This is a genomic window from Bradyrhizobium sp. (assembly GCF_035309285.1).
Classification (GTDB): domain Bacteria; phylum Pseudomonadota; class Alphaproteobacteria; order Rhizobiales; family Xanthobacteraceae; genus Bradyrhizobium.
This window is the reverse complement of sequence record NZ_DATGFH010000044.1, coordinates 85623-103839: the sequence shown is the minus strand read 5'-3', so window position 1 is coordinate 103839 and position 18217 is coordinate 85623. Positions and strand designations below refer to the sequence as shown.

The window sequence follows — 18217 nt, the reverse complement described above, 5'->3', positions numbered from 1 at the left end:
TGCTTCCGTTTTTCGGAATATCATGATTTGTTTCGCCCATCCCGCTCCGGCAAGAGGGGCGTTTCGGCCGATCGTCACGAACGTGGAGCGGGATGCGATGGACGTGTTGCAGCCGGTCAGACGAAACTGGGTGCGATGCGGACGGCGAAATCGCGTGGTCCTGGCGCCCCGACGCTGGCGTCAAGTTTGCGGGCGACGAACCCGCAGGCGACGGAGGCTAACAAGCCCGGCACTCCGGGGAGATCGCGTATAAGCCGTAAAACCATTGCGCGGGGAATGCCGGATGTTCTGGCTGCCCTGTTGTTGCCTGCGTGCTCAAAGTGCACTTTTCTTTGCACGCAAGGCTCGCGGGTGCGGCCTGCACCCGGCATTCCCTGCGCCCTCTCAATTTCGAGGGCCACGAATGATGCATCACTCGGGCACATGGTGCCGCGGGAATGTGGACTCACGCCTTCTGCTGTTTGATAATTGAAACGGAGTCGTAGGGTGGGCAAAGCGAAGCGTGCCCACCATTCACTCTCCAAAGTTCCCCTCTATGTCCTTTAGGTCTCCGCCCCAATCCATGTCCAGCCAACCGCGTTCGACAAACCGATGAAAGCTGCTGTGTGGCCAATCCGCGACACGCGTAACATGCCCATGCTTCACGGGGTTAAAATGGATGTAGTCGACGTGGCGCGCGAGATCGGCATCATCGCGAATTACATGCTCCCAATAACGACGTTGCCAGATGCCCTTCTCGCGTTTGGCAATTTTACTATCCGACCTCGGCTGGGCATCGATCCCACGGGAAAATCCGCTCTTGATGAGGCTCCAGCGGCTAGCAAAGTCTCTGTCATTTTCCGGCAGAGCCCAGAGAGCATGGATGTGATCGGGCAAAATACAAACAGCAATCGTCTCGAAGGGACGCCGTTCCTGAACGGTGCGATAGACCTGTCGCAGTCGATCCATCTCTTCGATAAGCAGCTTGCTGGACCGGTCAGCGAGCACGACCGTGAAAAAGAACACACCACCTTCTACATGAGCACGACGATAGTTGGGCATAATCTCTCATAGTATCCACGGGCTATGGTGGGCACGCTTCGCTTTGCCCACCCTACGAAAGATACATTGTTCACTTCCTCTTTCCCTTTGCGAACTTGCTCGCCAGATACTCCGCCAGCACCTCAACGCGCGCGGGACGCGGGCCGCCGGGGGGTGTGACGAGATGCACCGCGCCTTCCGGCTGCTTCCATCCTTTCAGGATCACCTCAACCTCGCCCGCGGCAATCGCCTCGCCGACGATGAACTCCGGCAGGTCGGCGATGCCAAGCCCCGCGAGCAGCACGGGCATCACTGCTTCGCCGTTGTTGACGCGCAAGGGACCGCCGGGCCGCACCGCGGCCTGCTCGCCGGCGGCGTTGGTGTAGTGCCAGACGTTCGGCGTCGAGAGATAGGCGTAACCGAAGCATCGGTGTTGCGCGAGCTGCATCGGATGGGTAGGCCGGCCGTATTGCCTGAGATAGGACGGTGCGGCCACCGTGTAGCGCGGCATGCCGCAAAGCCGCCGCGCGATCAGCGAGGAATCCGGCAATCGCGCGATGCGAAGCCCCGCATCGAACCCCTCGCCGATCAGATCGACGGTTGCGTCACTCAGATGCAGGTCGATCGACACCTCCGGATAGGTTTGCAGGAATTCCGGCAGCAGCGGCGCGACGTTCTTGACGCCGAAGGTCATCGGCACCGCAAGCCGCACCAGCCCGCGCGGCACCGAGGATTGCGCCAGCGCTTCGTTCTCCGCGGCTTCGCCATCGGCCAGGAGACGCGCGGCGCGTTCGGCAAGTTTTTGCCCGGCATCGGTCAGCGCGAGCCGTCGCGAGGTGCGGTTGAACAGCCGCGCGCCGAGCCGCTCCTCGAGCCGGCCGACTGCCTTGGAGACGGTCGCCTTCGACAGCGTCAGTTCGGTTGCCGCCGCCGCAAAGGAGCGCAGCTCGACCACCTTGGCGAAGATCGCCAGCGCCTCGAAGTCCGGAAGCTTTGCCATGGGGGGCCCTCGCCTTGTGTCAATTTTAGAAACAATAAATTTCGATAGTTTCTATTTCTATATCACAGCCGAGGACATATCCAAGGGGCAACGAAGTTCAACGCATCTGATCAAAGGAAAACATCCCATGATCGAATTGAAACCATTCTCCAAGCTCGGTGGCGCCGACCATGGCTGGCTGAAGGCGAAACATCACTTCTCCTTCGCGAGCTACTACGACCCCGAGAACATGAGCCACGGCGCGCTTCGCGTCTGGAACGACGACGAGATCGCGCCCAACACCGGCTTCCCGCCGCATCCGCATGCGAACATGGAAATCATCACCTATGTCCGCGAGGGTGCGATCACGCATCGGGACTCGCTCGGCAACCAGGGCCGCACGGAGGCCGGCGACGTGCAGGTGATGAGCGCAGGCAGCGGCATCCGCCACTCCGAGTACAATCTCGAGCCGACACTGACCAGGATCTTCCAGATCTGGATCCAGCCCACGACGCAAGGCGGCCAGCCGACCTGGGGCTCAAAACCGTTTCCGAAGGCGAACCGCTCGGGAAAGCTCGTCACCATCGCGTCCGGCTTTGCCGATGATGAAGATGCGCTGCCGATCCGCGCCGATGCGCGGGTGCTCGCCACCACGCTGAAAGCGGGCGAGAGCGCGGAATATGAGCCTGGCAAGGCGCGCAACCTCTATCTCGTTCCGGCGGCCGGCCGCGTCGAGGTCAATGGCGTTGAGGTCAATGCGCGCGACGGCGCAGCGATCTCCGACGAAGCCAAGCTGATGATCAAGGCGTTGGAAGATTCCGAGCTCGTGCTCGTCGACGCGGCGTAAGGAGCCGCCATTACAACACGCACTCTCGTCATGGCCGGGCTTGACCCGGCCATCCATCCGGTTCGCAAGAAACCTTCTTGGGATTGATGGATTGCCGGGTCAAGCCCGGCAATGACGACAGAACTTCACTCGAACGCCTCGCAAAGCAAACCACCACACAGGAGATCACCATGCCCAAAGTCCTCGTCCTCTATTATTCCGCCTACGGCCATATCGAAGCGATGGCCAGTGCGGTGGCCGAAGGCGCACGCGAAGCCGGCGCCAGCGTCGACATCAAGCGCGTGCCCGAGCTGGTGCCGGTCGAAGTCGCAAAAAAGGCGCACTACAAGCTCGATCAGGCCGCTCCCGTCGCCCAGGTCGACGAGCTCGCCAATTACGACGCGATCATCGTCGGCACCGGCACCCGCTTTGGCCGCATGTCGTCGCAGATGGCGAACTTCCTCGACCAGGCCGGCGGGCTCTGGGCCAGGGGCGCACTGCACGGCAAGGTCGGCGGTGCCTTCGCCTCGACCGCGACCCAGCATGGCGGCCAGGAGACCACGCTGTTCTCGATCATCACCAATCTGTTGCATTTCGGCATGACGATCGTCGGCATGAACTACGGCTTCCAGGGCCAGGGGAGGCTCGATGAAGTGACCGGCGGCGCGCCCTACGGCGCGACCACCATCACCGGCGGCGACGGCAGCCGTCTGCCGAGCGCCAACGAGCTTGCCGGCGCGCGCTATCAAGGCCGCGTGATCGCAGAGACCGCCAAGAAACTGCACGGCTAGGCATTGATGACGGCACGCCACCATCGGCGCATGGCTGGTGCGAACAAGGCGGCATTCTCCCGCGCGAATGCCGCCTTATCTCCAGGAGCCAAAGTGAAGGACTTTCGATGGTCGAGCTTCTTTTCATCGCCGAGCAATGGCGTAACCCGCTGCAGGCCCTTGCCCGCCGCTGGTACTGCAAGAGCCTTTTCCGCGCGACGCGCGGCCAGCGGCGCTGCCCGGAGTGCACGGCTTCGTGACGCCGGCGTGAGGGATTCGTGATAGGCCAAAAAGGTCGGCGCGACGGTCGCATCCGGAGTCCAACGATGTCCCCTTCCCCGCATGCGCAATGGCCGGAGCTGCCGCTCGCAGCCTGGCGCGATACCTGCGCCACGCTTCATCTCTGGACCCAGATCGTCGGCAAGATCAGGCTCACGCGCTCGCCCTGGCTTAACCATTCCTGGCACGTGACGCTCTACGTTACCGCGCGGGGGCTTTCGACCTCTCCCATTGCCGATGGCTTGCGTAGCTTCGAGATCGAGTTCGATTTCATCGATCATGTCTTGAGGATCACGACCAGCGAGGGCTCGACGCGACAATTCGCACTCGCCGGCCATTCGGTCGCAAGCTTCTACAAGCGCATTGTCGCCGAGCTTGCCGACCAGGGCATTGCAGTTGCGATCGACGAGATGCCGAACGAGCTGCCCGACCCGATCAGGTTCTCGCAGGACACGCAGCACGCCTCCTACGATGCCGGCGCGGTCCGGCGCTTCTTCCAGATCCTGGTCAATGCCGATCGCGTCTTCAAGCAATTCCGTACCGGCTTCCTCGGCAAGGCGAGCCCGGTGCATTTCTTCTGGGGCAGCTTTGATCTCGCAGTGACGCGCTTTTCCGGACGCAGCGCGCCGCGCCACCCCGGCGGCGTCCCCCATCTTTCCGATGCGGTTGCCTGCGAAGCGTATTCGCACGAGGTGAGCAGCGCGGGCTTCTGGCCCGGCAGCGACGCCATAGACTATCCCGCGTTCTATTCCTACGCCTATCCGGAGCCGCCGGGATTCCGCGCCACAAAAGTTCGTCCCGATGCGGCCTTCTTCAGCGAGGCGCTCGGCGAGTTCATCCTGCCCTACGATGCCGTGCGCACGGCCAGCGATCCCGATCGCGCGCTGCTCGATTTCCTGCACAGCACCTACGAGGCTGCGGCGGTCGCGGCGAAATGGGATCGTGCAGCGCTGGAGTGCACGCCGGGCAGGCCCGGCGTGGTGCGGGAGATCTAGCGCATGATCCGGAAAAGTATGCAGCGGTCCGACAAGATCATGCACAAACAAGGGGCTAAAGGCGCGATGATGATTTGTCCTCATCGCGCTTTAGTGCGCGACGCGCGTGCCGATTGCCCGTCGAACGCGCGCAGCGAGGCGCGGATAGCGCCGCAGCCGCTGCGCGGTGCGGTCCCGCAGCGCGTAGGGAACGCCGCGCCAGGACAGGGCGATGCTGACATCCGTCAACGGCAGCGGTTTTGCGCCAAAACGCCGCTTGTATTCATAGTTGCCGATGCTGAAGTCGAAGCGGCGCACGCCCCCCTGGTGCAACACCGCCATCGTTCGTTCGACGCAAAGCAGGCCCGGCGAGCAACTCGACCATTGGCCCCCGGCATTGCTGGTCCTGAGCAGCGAGTAGTCGGCACCGTGCCTGATCCCCATGGTGGTGGCCACGATCTCGTCGCCGCACGTCAGCGCAGAGACCACGGCGTAGCCCTCCGCGATGCCGCGGCCGACGACGTCGCGATAGAATTTCGCGTGATTGATGTCGTCGAGCACAAACCGGAGCCCGAGCCGCTTCATGCGTTCGCGCTGCTGGACATCCATGACATCGAGAAGCCGCAAGGCTTCGCCGGCGGTGGCGGCGATCCGAAACCCGGCGCCGGGGTGGCGAGTGAACACGCGCCAGCATCGCGGCAATTGCATCTTCCTGATCGAGGCGCGGTAGCTTTCGAAATCATCGCCGATCTCGACGAGATTTCCGTTCAACGAGGAGGATCCGGTCCATCCCGATGCCAGCAGCGGATTTGGACGCCCACGAATTTCCACCGGCATCTTTTTCAGGCGGATCAGATCGGGGCGATCGGGCAAGTCGCGCAACGCCGCCAGCAAGGCCCGGCCGATGGCACGCATCGCGGCGGAATCGCGCGGCACGCCACAGGCCAGGATCGGCGCGTTGTAGTCGCTCACGCCGAGGTCGGCGAATTCGACGATCCGGATGCCGTGATGCTTGCGGCAAATCAGCGGGACCAGCGCAACATCGCGCCTGGTGATCGTATCGGAGATGATGGCGACGAGCGGCCTGGCCGCATCGAAGGCGCTATACCACGCATCGAGCCAGTAGCGGTGCTGAAAGCCCGTGCTTTGGCCCCGGTTGCTCCAGCGGGTGGCGGCCTTGGCCCAGTCACGGACAAGCTCGACGCGGAACGAAGCGACGGACGATGCCGCAGGCCTGCCTACCTCCCCGAGCTCTAGAATGGCCAACTTGCCCAATGTCGTTCACCCACCGTCAGACTGCTCGTCCTGCGATCGCTTCGATCATGTGTTCGCCGCAGGTTGATTACACAGTTCGTCCCAGTTCCATGCGGTGTCGATCCGACGCTGCACGCTATGGATGTCGCTCCTATCTGGCAGGCCGCGCGTTTCGCTGCCAGCGTAATCGTCGTGGGGAACCGGATGTCCGCAAGGTATGGCTAACGTTAAGTCGCATACCGCGCAGTCAAGCGACGCCGTTAATCCTTAATTCAGTTCACGGGAATCTGAGCGATGCTTGCAGCTTTTGCTTCGGGCGCCGGATCGATATCAACGAACGGTCTATCTGATGAGAGCGCTCGCCATGCATTCGGTTGCCCTGCTGACCCCGAGCCATGCCAAGGATCTCGAGCGCTTCGCCCTGCTCTGCGAGAGCATCGACGCCTGCCTCACCGGCTACACCAGGCACTACGTCATTGTTAACGACGACGACGTTCCGCTGTTTGCGAAATTCTGCTCGGAGAAGCGCGTCGTCATTCCGGTCTCGCGCTATCTGCCGAACTGGCTCTGGGCCGTGCCGGCCTCGCTGTTGCGGAGCCGCCGGCGCATCTGGCTCTCGCTGTTGTCCCGCCCCGTGCATGGCTGGCACGTGCAGCAGATCGCCAAGATCGCGGGGGTTCTTGCAGTCCCCGAGGAGCGTGTGTGCATCATCGATTCCGACAATGTCTTTTTCCGCAAGTTCGATATCGGCCGATATGCCGGCGCGGAGAAATCACCGCTCTATGTCGACCGCAACGCGATCCGCGCCGATGCGCCGTTTCATTCGATCTGGCTGCGGAATTGCGATGCCCTGCTCGGTTTGTCCGAGCCATCGTTCCCGGCCGATGACTTCGTCGGCAATGTGCTGGTCTGGGACAAGGCGACGGTTCGCGCCATGACGAAAGCGATCCGGTCCGCTACAGGAAAGAGCTGGGAGCTTGCGCTATGCCGGAAGCGTCCATTCTCGGAATATCTGCTGTACGGCCGCTTCGTGGCGACCTCACCAACTCATCTGGCCGCACATCAGATCGTCGAGCGCAGCCTGGCGCTGGCGCATTGGGATGAAAGCCGGCTCGACCAGTCGTCGATCGAGGCGATGATACACGGCGCCTCAACAGAGCAGGTCGCGCTCTGCATCCAGTCCTATTCGGGAACCTCGATCCGGGATATCAGGGGTGTCCTGTCTGCCGCGCTCGAGCACGAAGCGGCCTAGCCGCGAGCTGCGACGGGGATTCTAAGTCTCAGCGCGCGAAGGACGCCTCTCACATCGCAAATGTTCAACGCGATCGCCGCCAGCCCATAGACCAGCATGCCGCTCACCGCGAGGATCGCAAACGTCAACGCACCCGGCACCGATAGCCATTGCTTGAGCACGAGCACCGCAGTCGCCATCAGGCCGCTGGCCAGCAAGGTTCGCGCCAGCGGCCCGAGCAGAGACGGCAGAGGATAGGCAAATCGCGTGATCACGACGCCGACCGCGACGCCGAAGGCTTCCGAGATCATGAAGGACGCCGCGGTCCCCTGCAGACCCCACGCATCCGTCAGCGGCCAGATGCTCGCGACATTGATGGCGACGCTGGCAAGCCCCTGCAGCAGCGACCACTCCGGCTTCTTGGCCAGATGGAAGCTGACATGCACATAATATTGCGTGATGCATTGAAACAACCATCCGATCGCGAGCATCGGCACGATCTGGGCCGCGGTGTCGCGAAACGCGGGGCCCAGAAGGAACGCGGCGAGGTAGGGAATGGTCAGCGCAAGACCCACTGCTGCCGGCACCGACACGGCGAGGAGCACCGCGCCGAAGCGCTGCAACTGCTCGCGGGCCCTTGCGGTGCCGTGCTGCACCAGGCTGTTGACGGCGATCGGGAACGCCGCTGCAGCGATGCTGCCGGCGGGCATCTGGATGATCTGGCGCGTCAGGTCAGCCGAGGCACCGTAGAGACCGGAGAAGGCCTCGCTCGAATGCCACGCCAGAAACAGCCGATCCATCGAGCACTGGAACGTGTAGACGAAGGCCGTGATCGTGAAAACGAAGCCGAGCCGGACGAACAGGCGCAGCTCGCTGAAGTCAGGCTTGGCGAGAGGTGTGCGCCAGATGGTCCGCGCCGAGAACGCCGCCGAGACGTAATAGCCGAGCGCGGTGCCGGTGAGCAGGCCATATCCACCCCATCCCAATTTGATGGCCGCCAGACACAGGGCAAACGACACGATGGTCCGCAGCACGGCGCCGGCGACGAATTCGCGTACCTCGAAGCGCGCCCGCATGAACTCCTGACCCAATTCGACCAGGCCAATGCCGAGCGCGAGCACAATCGCACAAGCGACCTCCTGCCAGCCGCGATGAGCGAGGTACGGTATCACGAAGAGCAGCAGAGGGGCCGCGGCGACAGACATGCCGTAGCCGGTGAACGCGGTGGCGCGCAGGTCGCGCCCGCCTCCCTCCGATTGCAGACGCATCACCGAGAAGCGCAGCCACGTAAAGAGGATCGACGACACGAAGCCGGCGATGCCGACGCCGATGATGTAAATGCCGTAGTCAGCGGGGGAGAGCAGCCGCGTGAACGTCGCCGAGCTGATGAAGCCGAACGCTGCGGCAACGACGCTCGCAATCATGTACTGGGATGCATGTCGAAGCATCGCTCAGGCGGCCTCGCGGGTGACTTTGGTGATGACGTCCATGAACGGCTTCGGCTGAAAATCGGCATCGAGCGGCAACGGCCGGTTGGGCAGATGGTCGGGCCGGGGAAACATCTGACTGATCCAGCTATAGCCGTCCGAAATGCCCCAGGTGAGGATCGAACGAAGCGGAGCCTGCGATGTGATGGTGCTCAGCACGTCGTTCACCCGCTTGGCGACGATTGCGTCGCGCTCCGTCACGGAAGCCGGCAGGAACCGATCATCGACGTCGAGCTCCGTGACGATGACGTCGAGGCCCCAGGAGCGAAACTCGGCCACGCACCTGGCAAGCCCGTCGGTGTCGATCTCGATCTCGCCATGCAGGTGGGACTGCAGGCCGACAGCGTTGATGGGCGTGCCGGTGTCGAGCAGATCGGAAACCAGGTTGCGCAGCGCGGCGCGCCGGGCTGCGAAGCGTTCGCCCACCGATTCGATGTCGTAGTCGTTGAGGACGAGCTGAACGTCGGGATCGGCATCGGCGGCGGCACGGAAAGCCGTGCGAATGTAGCTATCGCCCAGCAAGTTTTGCCACAGCGAAGGGCGCCGCTCTGTCGGCCGCTTCGGAAAGTCCGGGATGGCTTCGTTCACGACATCCCACGAGGTCAACTTGCCGCGGTAATAGGAGACGACGGTTGCAATGTGATCGCGAAGCGTTCGCTCGGCGGTCGGCGCGTCCTTGATCTCTTTGGTCCACGCGGGCAAGTCCGCGTACCAGACCAGGTTGTGGCCGCGCATCGTAAGCCCATTCTGGCGCGCGAAGTCGAGCAAGCCGTCGGCCTTCGCGAAAGAAAAAGTATGCGCATCGGGCCGAACCGTCGGCCATTTCAGTTCGTAGACCGGCACGATCTGCGTGCAATAGCGCGTCACCGCGTCTTTCAGACGGACATCGGACTGCAAGTCTGCAAGCGTCACGGCCGCGCCATAGCCGTTGCGCCGATCGCCTGCGCTCGCAGCCAGCGGCGCGCCACGGACCACGGCGGAAGCCGCCGCGGCCAGACCGCCTGCGATAACCTCTCGTCTGTTGATCTTCATCGGCGCTGCCTCGACGAACTTGGTTACGGGATACCAAAGCGGCAATGGCAACACCGCAAGTTTCATCCGGTTACGTTAATTCAAATTGAAGCAATGCGTGGCCGATATCGCGCTTGTGGCACGGACATTGCTGTTGTGTATCAACCCGTGTCCATGCTGTTCAGCTCTGGCACATCTCGGCGCGTGAGCGACCAATGCAGGTAGCTATGTGGGTCAATATCGTCATCCCGGTGAAAAACGCGGCCCGCTATCTTGGCGAGGCCATTGCCAGCGCACTCGGCCAGGCTGACGTCAAACGGGTGATCGTCGTCGACGATGGGTCGACGGACGGCTCTGCCGACATTGCCGCCCGCATTGGCGACGAACGGATCACGCTGATCCAAGGTGGCGGACGAGGCGTCTCGGCCGCGCGCAATCTCGGCTTTGCGGAAATCGAACGCCTGATCCCCGCCGAGGAACGCGAGCATAGCTGGCTGATGTTCCTCGATGCCGACGACCGCCTCGTTCCGGGCGCGACCGAGATGCTTCTTGAGAGCGCGCCGGCCGACTGCGTCGCCGTCTACGGCGACTATGAGCGGATCGATGCCGACGGACGCCGCATCGGATACCGCAGCCTGTTGCCGCGGCGGGGCAAGCCGAGTGGCGAAATCCAGCGCGACCTGCTCGCCGGCAATTTCATCGTGAACGGCGGCGTCATGCTGATGCGGCAGGCGCAATTCCGCCGGACCGGCGGTTTTGACGAGACGCTTGGCTATTGCGAAGATTGGCACCTGTTCTGTCGTTTGGCGGGGCTGGGTCCGATCGTCTGGTGTCCGCGGACGACCATTCTGGAATATCGCGTTCACAGTGGCAGCGCGATGATGAGCGGCGCCGTCACTTTCAGCCACTATCGCGCAGCAGTCGAGCGCGTGTTCACGGACGCCATGATCGCAAGCAAAGTCGGCAGCGCCGATCTGGTTCGGCTGCGGCGAAAGGCCGAGGCGCATCTGAAGACCTATCTTGCCTGCCAGTCCATCCGCGCCCGCGCCTACACACGTGCCATAAGGGAGACGGCGGAGGTGATTGCGCTACTCCCGTCGCAGACGCCAAAGACGCTCGTCCACACGCTGGGCGCGTTGGCAGGGCTTTGAGTGAGATTGAAACCGGTTCGATCATGACTGACGTGACAAGCCCCAAGGCCATCGTCTGCATCCCGACTTTCCGGCGGCCGGCGGGTCTGAAAAGAACGCTGGAGTCGCTCGCTGCACAGACCGGCGCGGAGCATTTTGCCGTGGTCGTGGTCGAGAACGACGTGCAAGAGCTTGCGGGCGAGCGGGTCGCCGACGCGGTGTTCGCCTCGCACGCGCTTTCCGGATTCTCGGTCATCGAGCGCAAGCAGGGCAATTGCAGCGCGATCAACACGGCGTTCAGGACGGCGCGCGAACGTTTTCCTGCGGCGGAATTCTTCCTGATGATCGATGACGACGAGGAAGCCTCTCCGACCTGGCTTGCGGGCATGATCGGGACGGCGCGATCCAGCGGCGCCGATCTGGTCGGCGGACCCGTCGTGCGATGCTTTGAAGGCGAGACGCCCTCGAGCCTGCAAAAGCATCCGCTGTTCTATTCGACCATCACGCGGTCGGGCGAGACAGCCTCCTTGCACGGCACCGGCAATTGCCTTATCCGCAGACGGGTGCTTGAGGCGCTAGGCGAGCCGACCCTCGATCCCCGGTTCGATCTGCTCGGCGGCGGCGACATGGACTTCTTCACGCGCTGTCGCCTCGCCGGCTTCAAGTCGCACTGGAACGAGGACGCGAAAGTGTTCGAGACCGTGCCGGCTCAGCGGATGAAGACGCGATGGGTGCTTCGCAGGTCCGTCACGACCGGCGTGATCAATTACACCATCGATCAGAAGCGCTATTCCGGTCGCCTTGGCACCGCCTTGCTGCTCCTGAAGAATTTCATCTCGCTCGGAATTGCGCCGTTTCGTGCGGCAACGGCGCTGCTCGCGACCGGACATTGGCTGCCGGCGTCGCATCCGCTTTGCCTGTCGATCGGCCGCAGTCTCGCAGCCCTTGGGCTTGCGCCAACACCTTACAAGGCCGCCAACATCACGCCGCTGTTCGAAACCGCGCGAGATAATGCATCCCGAGCACGGCCGTCAGGAAGGTGAACCAGATCGGGTCGGCGCGATCGAGATAGAAGCTTTCGAAGCCGGCCAGATAGATTCCGAACAGCCAGATGCGCAGCAGCGCCATCGTCAGCGGACCGTTGTTGCCGCCGCGATCCGCAAGCTGAAAATTCCGGAGCGGCGCGATCACCAGGACCGCGATCAGGAGCATGAGACCCGGCAGCCCCATGGCGAGCGCGGTGTCCAGATAGCCGTTATGGCTGTGGGCCACGGTTGCGGTCCACTCCATGCCCGCCTCCGTCGACCTGGTCGCTCCCGTTCCCCAGAACGCCGCAAAACCGTAACCGAGCGGCAACCGCGGCCTCAGCGATTGCAGCGCAAATTCCCAGATTTCGGTCCGGCCGGTGAAGCTCGTATCGAACGGCAACATCCTGGCGATCGCCGCGAGGTGATCGCTCATCACCGTGCCGACGCTCAGCATGTTGAGGATCAGGAGTGGCGACAGCAGCGCGATCGCGCGAAGCCAGAAGGACCGGATGAGAGCCGTGACGGAGCTCAGCACCAGAACGACGACGCACAGCGCCAGCGCGCTTTTGCCCCTGGCATTGATCAGGAAGATCACGGCCATCGCCATGGTGGCGGAGCCGGCGAGATAGAGGCCGCTCCGCACGATGTAGATGCCAAGAAACAGCATGATCGCCATCATGGCCGCTGCCACGTTCTTGTGTCCGTAGACACCGCGCCAGTCGCCGGCAAGGAGCGGCTCCTGCAGGTCGGTTGCGAGATGGATCGACAGGTTCGGCGCGAACACGAGTCCCAGATAGCAGATCGCAAGCAGCCCCAGCACCGCGATGCTGAACCATCGCACCATTTCCGATTGCGATCGCGGCAGGAAGAACAGCATCGATGCCACCGCCGCCGCGGCAGCGGTGAGGGCAAAACGCTTGACGGATGTAGCAATATCCGTCGACAGCACGACGCTCACGAGGATCCAGCCGCCGAAGATCAGGAAACCTGGCGACCGCAGGGTCGCGAACCCCTTGCGGTTCTCCGAGATCGTCAGCAGGCCGGTCAGAACGGCGAGACCGCCGAACAGCGCGTAAGTCATCGTATCGTTGCCGCTCGACGCGTCCGTCAGATCGAGCTCGGCGAGACTTTGGAACGGCCGCAGCGAGATCCACACGAGCAGCAGCGTGCCGATGAAAGTTGCGGCGCGCAGCACCACCATGACCTGCTGCCGGCGAAGCACGCCGAGCAGTGCGGAGGCCTCGGACATGGCGAGAAGCCGGCTCATTACCTCGAAGATGCCTCGCGGGTCTTGGTCATGGCCGGGTGCGGACGCGCCAACTGGTTAACGAAATCTGAAGACATGTCACGCGGTTCGCAGCGGACCGGACTCACATTAGCCGGGCGCCATCTCAAGAAAGGTTAATGCATTCCGAATTAACCAACAAACGTCACCAGATGAGGTACGGCTCGCATTTCTCGCACCCCGGCATCGATATTGCTGCCTCAGTAGCGCCATGACAGAAGCCCTGACCGAACCATTTGCGCCGACGACCGCGCGGCCCGAATTCGCGTGGTTTTCTAACGGGATTCCTGAAGTCCCGCGGATCAATGGGCGCGACGGCTTGCCCGTGCAAACGGTGCCTTGCTCTGCCGATCCCATTTTTGGACAGGCCAGCCCCATCATGGACCAGCGTCCTGTAGCTGCGCATGCACGCCGGTCGGACGGACTGCGCGACATCTCCTTTCCGCGCCAATCGCGCGATCACCGTGGAAGACGTGAGCTCATGATTAAACATGTCGCCTTGATGTTGCGGAAGTGCTGAACGATGAGCCTGGCGGCCACGATGAAATCGGTGGAACCCATCGCCGGGGAAGCGGCTCGACCGCGCCCGTTTTGCGGCGGTAGCATGTTGTTAACTTCGCGCTGCGCAGAGGCCCAAAGCCGCGACATAAAGGCCTACGACAGCAGGCGAAAGGACGGCGACTTAAACGCTTTGTTTGCGATTTCGGTGAATAGTCCATCAATGAGTATGGTTAATTATTCCTGTTGCGTTGGTTCTGCGCCGGAGGCGGCGCATCGCGTGACCCGAAGAGTAACCCCTCAGCCGATGCGTGCGGCGGTTCGAATGGAAGCTGGGGATCATGCTTGTCTATGACCAGCCGATAAATCAGGCAAAGCCGGACGCTCGTGCGGAGACGCGCGCGGCCTCGGGATTCGACCTGTTTGCGCTGTTCGAGTTGCTGTGGCGGCGCAAGCTGATGATCATCGCGTCCGCGCTGATCACGGCCTGTGCTGCCGTCGTCGTTGGCAAGAGTCTGACGCCGCGCTTCACCGCGACCGCCGAGCTTTATATCGATCCTCGCGAATTGCAGCTTGTCGATCGCGAGCTCATCCCGCGAGCCCAGGACGTTTCCGGCCTGTCGATGGTGGTCGAAAGCCAGGCCCGACTGATCACCTCGAACAGCGTGCTGCGGCGGGTGATTCAGGACACCAAGATCGATAAGGATCCCGAGTTCGGCGGCGCGACAAAGGGACCCCTTGCGTCGCTGCTCGGCCTGCTCGGTCTCGAGCTGCGTTCGACCGCCGAGACAAAGGAGGACGACACCGCGACCCTGGATGCGCTGACCAAGCATATCAACGTCCGCAAGACCGAACGCAGCTTCGTGGTCGATATCGACGTCTGGTCGCACGATCCGGCCAAGGCCGCGATGCTCGCCAATGCGCTCGCTGAAGCCTATCTCGCGGACTCGAAGAGCACACAGGCGGCCGCCGCGCGGCGGGCGACCAGCGAGCTGTCGGGTCGGCTGAAGGAATTGCAGCAGCGGCTGCGCAACGCCGAGGATGCGCTCGCGGTCTACAAGGCGCAGAACAATTTCATCGGCACCCAGGACTCGCTGCTCAGCGACCAGCAGCTCTCTTCCTCCAACCAGCGGCTGGCGGCCGCCCATGCGGCGACGCTGGACGCCCAGGCCCGCTTCGACCAGATCGAGAAGAGCCGCAATGCCGCAACCGATGCCGGCGCTACACCCGAAGCGCTGCAGTCGCCAACCATCGCGAACTTGCGCGCGCAATACGCCGAGGCTCGCAAAAAATATGCTGAGCTGAGCGCCGAGCTCGGACCGCTGCATCCCTCGCTGAAGCAAATGGAGAAGCAGGTCGACGATCTGCGCCGCACCATCAACGAGGAAGTGGACCGCTTCGAGCAGTCCGCCAAGAACGACCTGATCCGTGCCCGCGAATACGAGGCTTCGATGACCAAGGCGCTGGACAAGCAGAAGCGCCAAAGCGTCGAGCTCAGCCAGGCGTCGGTGCGCCTGCGCGAGCTCGAGCGCGACGTCGCGGCGAACCGCGACGTCTACCAGGCATTCCTCAAGCGCTCGCGCGAGACCGAGGAGCAGGAAAGCCTCAACACCTCGGCGTCCCGCGTCATCGGCGAGGCCACGGTGCCGCTGCACCGCTCCTTCCCGCCCGCCATGAGCCTGATCGCAATGCTCGGCTTGATGCTCGGCGGCCTCGGCGCGGTCGGCTGGGTGGTCGCCGCGGACCGCCTGCCGCTTTTCGAAACCGACAAGCCGCAGCCTGCCGATCCGCAGGAGCGGTCGTCCTCGCCTGTGCCAGATGCTTCGCGGCGTGGCGCACCGGCTCCGACCGTCGTGGACAAGCCGGTGATCGCGCGCCTGCAGGATTCCGACGTGATCCGCACGCTGGGCGGCATCCTTGGCGCCGGCCCGGTGTCTGCCGACGTCACGCGGTTCGGGTGGCCGACACTGCGGCCGGGCTTTCCACTGACAACTTTCCTCAATGCGCTGCGCGACATGCGCGCCGCAGTCGAGCGCCGGTCAAGCACCGATACGGCACCAGTGATTGCTGTCGTCAGTGACGACGAATGCATCGATCGTTGCGTCGCCGCGCTCAATTTCGCGCTGGCCGCCGCGCGCGACGGCGCAAACGTCCTCATGATCGACGCAGACCGCGAGCGGCACAAGCTCTCCAGCAAGGTCGCGCGCCTCGGACAAAGCGAGCCGAGCCATCTCGGCTGGCTTTCGATCGGCACCAAGGCGTCGCGCGCAGTCAAGACCGCGAACGGCATTTCCATCCTGCCCGGCATCCGAGGCAGCAGCGACGCCAAGGCCGTCGAAGTGACCCGCAAGAGCGTCACGCAGGCGCGCGCCGCCGGCGGCTATGATCTTGTGGTTCTCGATGGACCGGCGTTGCCGCGCGACGCTGCTGACCGCAAGCTGTTCGAGATCGCCGACGGTATCGTGGCAGTGCTGCCGGTGAGCCTCGATATCAACGACGCCATGGAAGACATCATCGCGTCGCTCGGACCTGCGCAGCGCAAGCTCGCCGGCGTGATCCTGAACGAGCTGACGCCTTCGGTCCCCAACCGGCAGCGAGACAGGCAATATGCTTGAGCGCCGCCAAAATCCGGTTGGTCGCGCCGCGACATCGGCGATCCCGCGGATCACGCTGGGCGGGTTGCGGCTCGCCGTGGTCGATATCGAGCAGACTGCGAACTTCATGATCGAGATGGCTTTCCCACATCGCCGGGTCGGCCGCCCGCTCTATCTGACCTCGGCCAATGGCGAGGTGCTGGCGCGCTGCTCGACCGAGCCGATGACGGAACGGCTGTTCCGCGCCGCTGACCTCATCAATGCCGACGGCCAGCCGCTGGTCACGGTCTCGCGGCTCAGTCGAAAACGCCGTTGCCGGAGCGGGTCGCGACCACCGACCTGTTCGACGTCGTCGCGCGCAAGGCGGCGGCCGCCGGGCTGACATTCTATATGTTCGGCGCCGACGAAGCGGAAAACGCTGCGGCGGTGGCGAGGGTGCGCCGGCGCCATCCGAGCTTGAAGATCGTCGGGCACTGCCACGGCTATCTCAGGGGTGAAGCGCTGCGGGCCAAGGTCGACGAGATCAATGCGCTGGCGCCCGACTATCTCTGGGTGGCGCTCGGCGTTCCCTATGAGCAGGCGTTTGTCGAGGAATTCACGCCGCGGCTTGCCAACGTCGGCATCATCAAGACCTCGGGCGGGTTGTTCAACTTCCTGTCGGGTAGCCGCGCGCGCGCGCCGCAATGGATGCAAACGATCGGGCTGGAATGGGCCTGGCGCATCTGGCTCGAACCGCGCCGGCTGTTCTGGCGTTATTTCACCACCAATCCGCTCGCACTCTATCTCCTGTTCAACAGGAGCCGGCCGTCCGACACGGATCGCACGCGCCGCTAGGGTGACATGAGCGATCGTCCCGTCATTCTGGTCACGGGCGGTGCGGGCTATATCGGCGCGCATGCCTGCCGCGCGCTTGATGCAGCCGGCTACCACGTGGTCGTATTCGACAATCTCTCCACCGGTCACCGCCATTTCGTGCGCGCGCCGCTGGTGATCGGCGATCTTCTCGATGGCGCAGCGCTCAGGCGCGTCTTCGCCCGGCATGACATCGCCGCCGTCATGCACTTTGCTGCCGCAAGCCTGGTCGGCGAGTCCATGGCCGATCCGCAGAAATATTATGTCAACAACGTGAACGGCACGCTGTCGCTGCTTGGCGCGATGCGCGAAGCAGGCTGTCACCGTCTCGTATTCTCGTCCACCGGCGCAGTCTACGGCCATGCCGACAGCAAGGCGTTGCCTGAAAGCCATCCATGCGCGCCGATCAACACCTATGGCGCGACGAAATGGATGATCGAGCGGATCCTCGCCGATTATCGAACCGCCTACGGCTTAGGCGCGTTCTGCCTGCGCTATTTCAACGCCAGCGGTGCGGATGAAACCGACGACATCGGCGAATTGCGCGACAACGAGACCCACCTCATTCCGCGCGCGATGATGGCGATGCAGGGGTACATCAGGGATTTTGCAGTGTTCGGGACCGATTACGATACGCCCGACGGCACTGCGATCCGCGACTATGTCCACGTCACCGATCTTGCCATGGCCCACGTCGCGGCACTGGAACTCCTGATGCAGGGGCATGAGGGTGGCGCCTTCAACCTCGGCACCGGCACCGGCTTTTCGGTGCGCGAGATTCTGGCGGCGATCGAGGCCGAAACGGGCCGCCAGGTGCCGCACGTGATCATGCCGCGACGGGCCGGCGACCCTGCCTATCTCGTCGCCGATCCCACTGCCGCGCGCGTAGTGCTGCAATTCTCACCACGACATTCGGACCTTGCGACGATCATCCGAACCGCCTGGGCCTGGCACCAGAGGGCTCACCCGCTGAAGACGGCGTGAGGTAGTCGAAGAGGA

At 63.3% G+C, this 18217-nt stretch carries 16 protein-coding genes and 1 pseudogene; 11 read left to right on the top strand and 6 right to left on the bottom strand.

Features of this window, described 5'->3' with window-relative positions; translation table 11 throughout:
* Window positions 1-513: 513 nt before the first annotated feature.
* Both VKR55_RS09605 and VKR55_RS09600 read right to left on the bottom strand, forming a co-directional pair.
* Window positions 514-1041 carry an REP-associated tyrosine transposase gene (locus tag VKR55_RS09605; RefSeq protein ID WP_324402219.1) on the bottom strand — a complete coding sequence of 176 codons (528 nt, stop codon included), beginning with the start codon at window positions 1039-1041 and terminating at the stop codon, window positions 514-516.
* 70 nt (window positions 1042-1111) lie between these two features.
* Entirely contained in the window at window positions 1112-2020 is a 909-nt protein-coding gene (locus VKR55_RS09600) for a LysR family transcriptional regulator (protein WP_324402217.1), read from the bottom strand.
* Between the two features lie 127 nt (window positions 2021-2147).
* On the opposite strand from VKR55_RS09600, the gene VKR55_RS09595 reads away from it, so the two are divergent.
* From VKR55_RS09595 to VKR55_RS09580, 4 genes are all read left to right on the top strand, one after another.
* On the top strand, window positions 2148-2846 hold the full coding sequence (locus VKR55_RS09595) for a pirin family protein (protein WP_324402215.1): 699 nt from the start codon (window positions 2148-2150) through the stop codon (window positions 2844-2846).
* A gap of 170 nt (window positions 2847-3016) precedes the next feature.
* Complete coding sequence (gene wrbA / locus VKR55_RS09590) at window positions 3017-3616, top strand: NAD(P)H:quinone oxidoreductase (RefSeq protein WP_324402213.1); 600 nt, start codon at window positions 3017-3019, stop codon at window positions 3614-3616.
* A 107-nt stretch (window positions 3617-3723) separates the two neighbouring features.
* The gene (locus VKR55_RS09585; protein WP_324402211.1) at window positions 3724-3855 is read left to right on the top strand and encodes a hypothetical protein; all 132 of its coding nucleotides are present in this window, start codon (window positions 3724-3726) and stop codon (window positions 3853-3855) included.
* Window positions 3856-3921: 66 nt separating this feature from the next.
* Window positions 3922-4869 (top strand): DUF5996 family protein, encoded by a 948-nt coding sequence (locus VKR55_RS09580; protein ID WP_324402209.1) that lies wholly within the window; start codon window positions 3922-3924, stop codon window positions 4867-4869.
* Window positions 4870-4959: 90 nt separating this feature from the next.
* Here the strand turns inward: VKR55_RS09580 and VKR55_RS09575 are convergent, their stop codons facing one another.
* Window positions 4960-6123 carry a GNAT family N-acetyltransferase gene (locus VKR55_RS09575; protein WP_324402207.1) on the bottom strand — a complete coding sequence of 388 codons (1164 nt, stop codon included), beginning with the start codon at window positions 6121-6123 and terminating at the stop codon, window positions 4960-4962.
* Between the two features lie 343 nt (window positions 6124-6466).
* Between VKR55_RS09575 and VKR55_RS09570 the strand changes: the two genes are divergently transcribed.
* Window positions 6467-7354: a DUF6492 family protein gene (locus VKR55_RS09570; RefSeq protein WP_324402205.1), complete on the top strand. Its 888-nt coding sequence runs from the start codon at window positions 6467-6469 to the stop codon at window positions 7352-7354.
* On the opposite strand, the gene VKR55_RS09565 is transcribed toward VKR55_RS09570, so the two are convergent.
* Both VKR55_RS09565 and VKR55_RS09560 read right to left on the bottom strand, forming a co-directional pair.
* Window positions 7351-8781: a lipopolysaccharide biosynthesis protein gene (locus tag VKR55_RS09565; protein WP_324402203.1), complete on the bottom strand. Its 1431-nt coding sequence runs from the start codon at window positions 8779-8781 to the stop codon at window positions 7351-7353. The two genes, VKR55_RS09570 and VKR55_RS09565, sit on opposite strands and share 4 nt — an antisense overlap.
* Before the next feature lie 3 nt (window positions 8782-8784).
* The gene (locus VKR55_RS09560; RefSeq protein ID WP_324402201.1) at window positions 8785-9852 is read right to left on the bottom strand and encodes an endo-1,4-beta-xylanase; all 1068 of its coding nucleotides are present in this window, start codon (window positions 9850-9852) and stop codon (window positions 8785-8787) included.
* A 194-nt stretch (window positions 9853-10046) separates the two neighbouring features.
* Between VKR55_RS09560 and VKR55_RS09555 the strand changes: the two genes are divergently transcribed.
* Both VKR55_RS09555 and VKR55_RS09550 read left to right on the top strand, forming a co-directional pair.
* Complete coding sequence (locus tag VKR55_RS09555; RefSeq protein ID WP_324402199.1) at window positions 10047-10982, top strand: glycosyltransferase; 936 nt, start codon at window positions 10047-10049, stop codon at window positions 10980-10982.
* A gap of 23 nt (window positions 10983-11005) precedes the next feature.
* Window positions 11006-12004, top strand: a complete 999-nt coding sequence (locus VKR55_RS09550; RefSeq protein WP_324402197.1) for a glycosyltransferase family 2 protein — start codon at window positions 11006-11008, stop codon at window positions 12002-12004.
* Here the strand turns inward: VKR55_RS09550 and VKR55_RS09545 are convergent.
* Window positions 11943-13238, bottom strand: a complete 1296-nt coding sequence (locus VKR55_RS09545) for an O-antigen ligase family protein (protein WP_324402195.1) — start codon at window positions 13236-13238, stop codon at window positions 11943-11945. The genes VKR55_RS09550 and VKR55_RS09545 overlap by 62 nt on opposite strands.
* Before the next feature lie 247 nt (window positions 13239-13485).
* Here VKR55_RS09545 and VKR55_RS09540 point away from each other — a divergent pair, with 247 nt between their 5' ends.
* The 4 genes and pseudogenes from VKR55_RS09540 to galE all read left to right on the top strand — a co-directional run bounded on the left by VKR55_RS09540 (window position 13486) and on the right by galE (window position 18202).
* Window positions 13486-13794, top strand: a complete 309-nt coding sequence (locus VKR55_RS09540; RefSeq protein WP_324402193.1) for a hypothetical protein — start codon at window positions 13486-13488, stop codon at window positions 13792-13794.
* Window positions 13795-14113: 319 nt separating this feature from the next.
* Window positions 14114-16387, top strand: a complete 2274-nt coding sequence (locus VKR55_RS09535; RefSeq protein ID WP_324402190.1) for an exopolysaccharide transport family protein — start codon at window positions 14114-14116, stop codon at window positions 16385-16387.
* Window positions 16380-17200, top strand: a pseudogene (locus VKR55_RS09530) (WecB/TagA/CpsF family glycosyltransferase). Before VKR55_RS09535 ends, VKR55_RS09530 begins: the two are co-directional and overlap by 8 nt.
* 6 nt (window positions 17201-17206) lie before the next feature.
* The gene (gene galE, locus VKR55_RS09525) at window positions 17207-18202 is read left to right on the top strand and encodes a UDP-glucose 4-epimerase GalE (RefSeq protein WP_324402189.1); all 996 of its coding nucleotides are present in this window, start codon (window positions 17207-17209) and stop codon (window positions 18200-18202) included.
* Window positions 18203-18217: the final 15 nt, after the last annotated feature.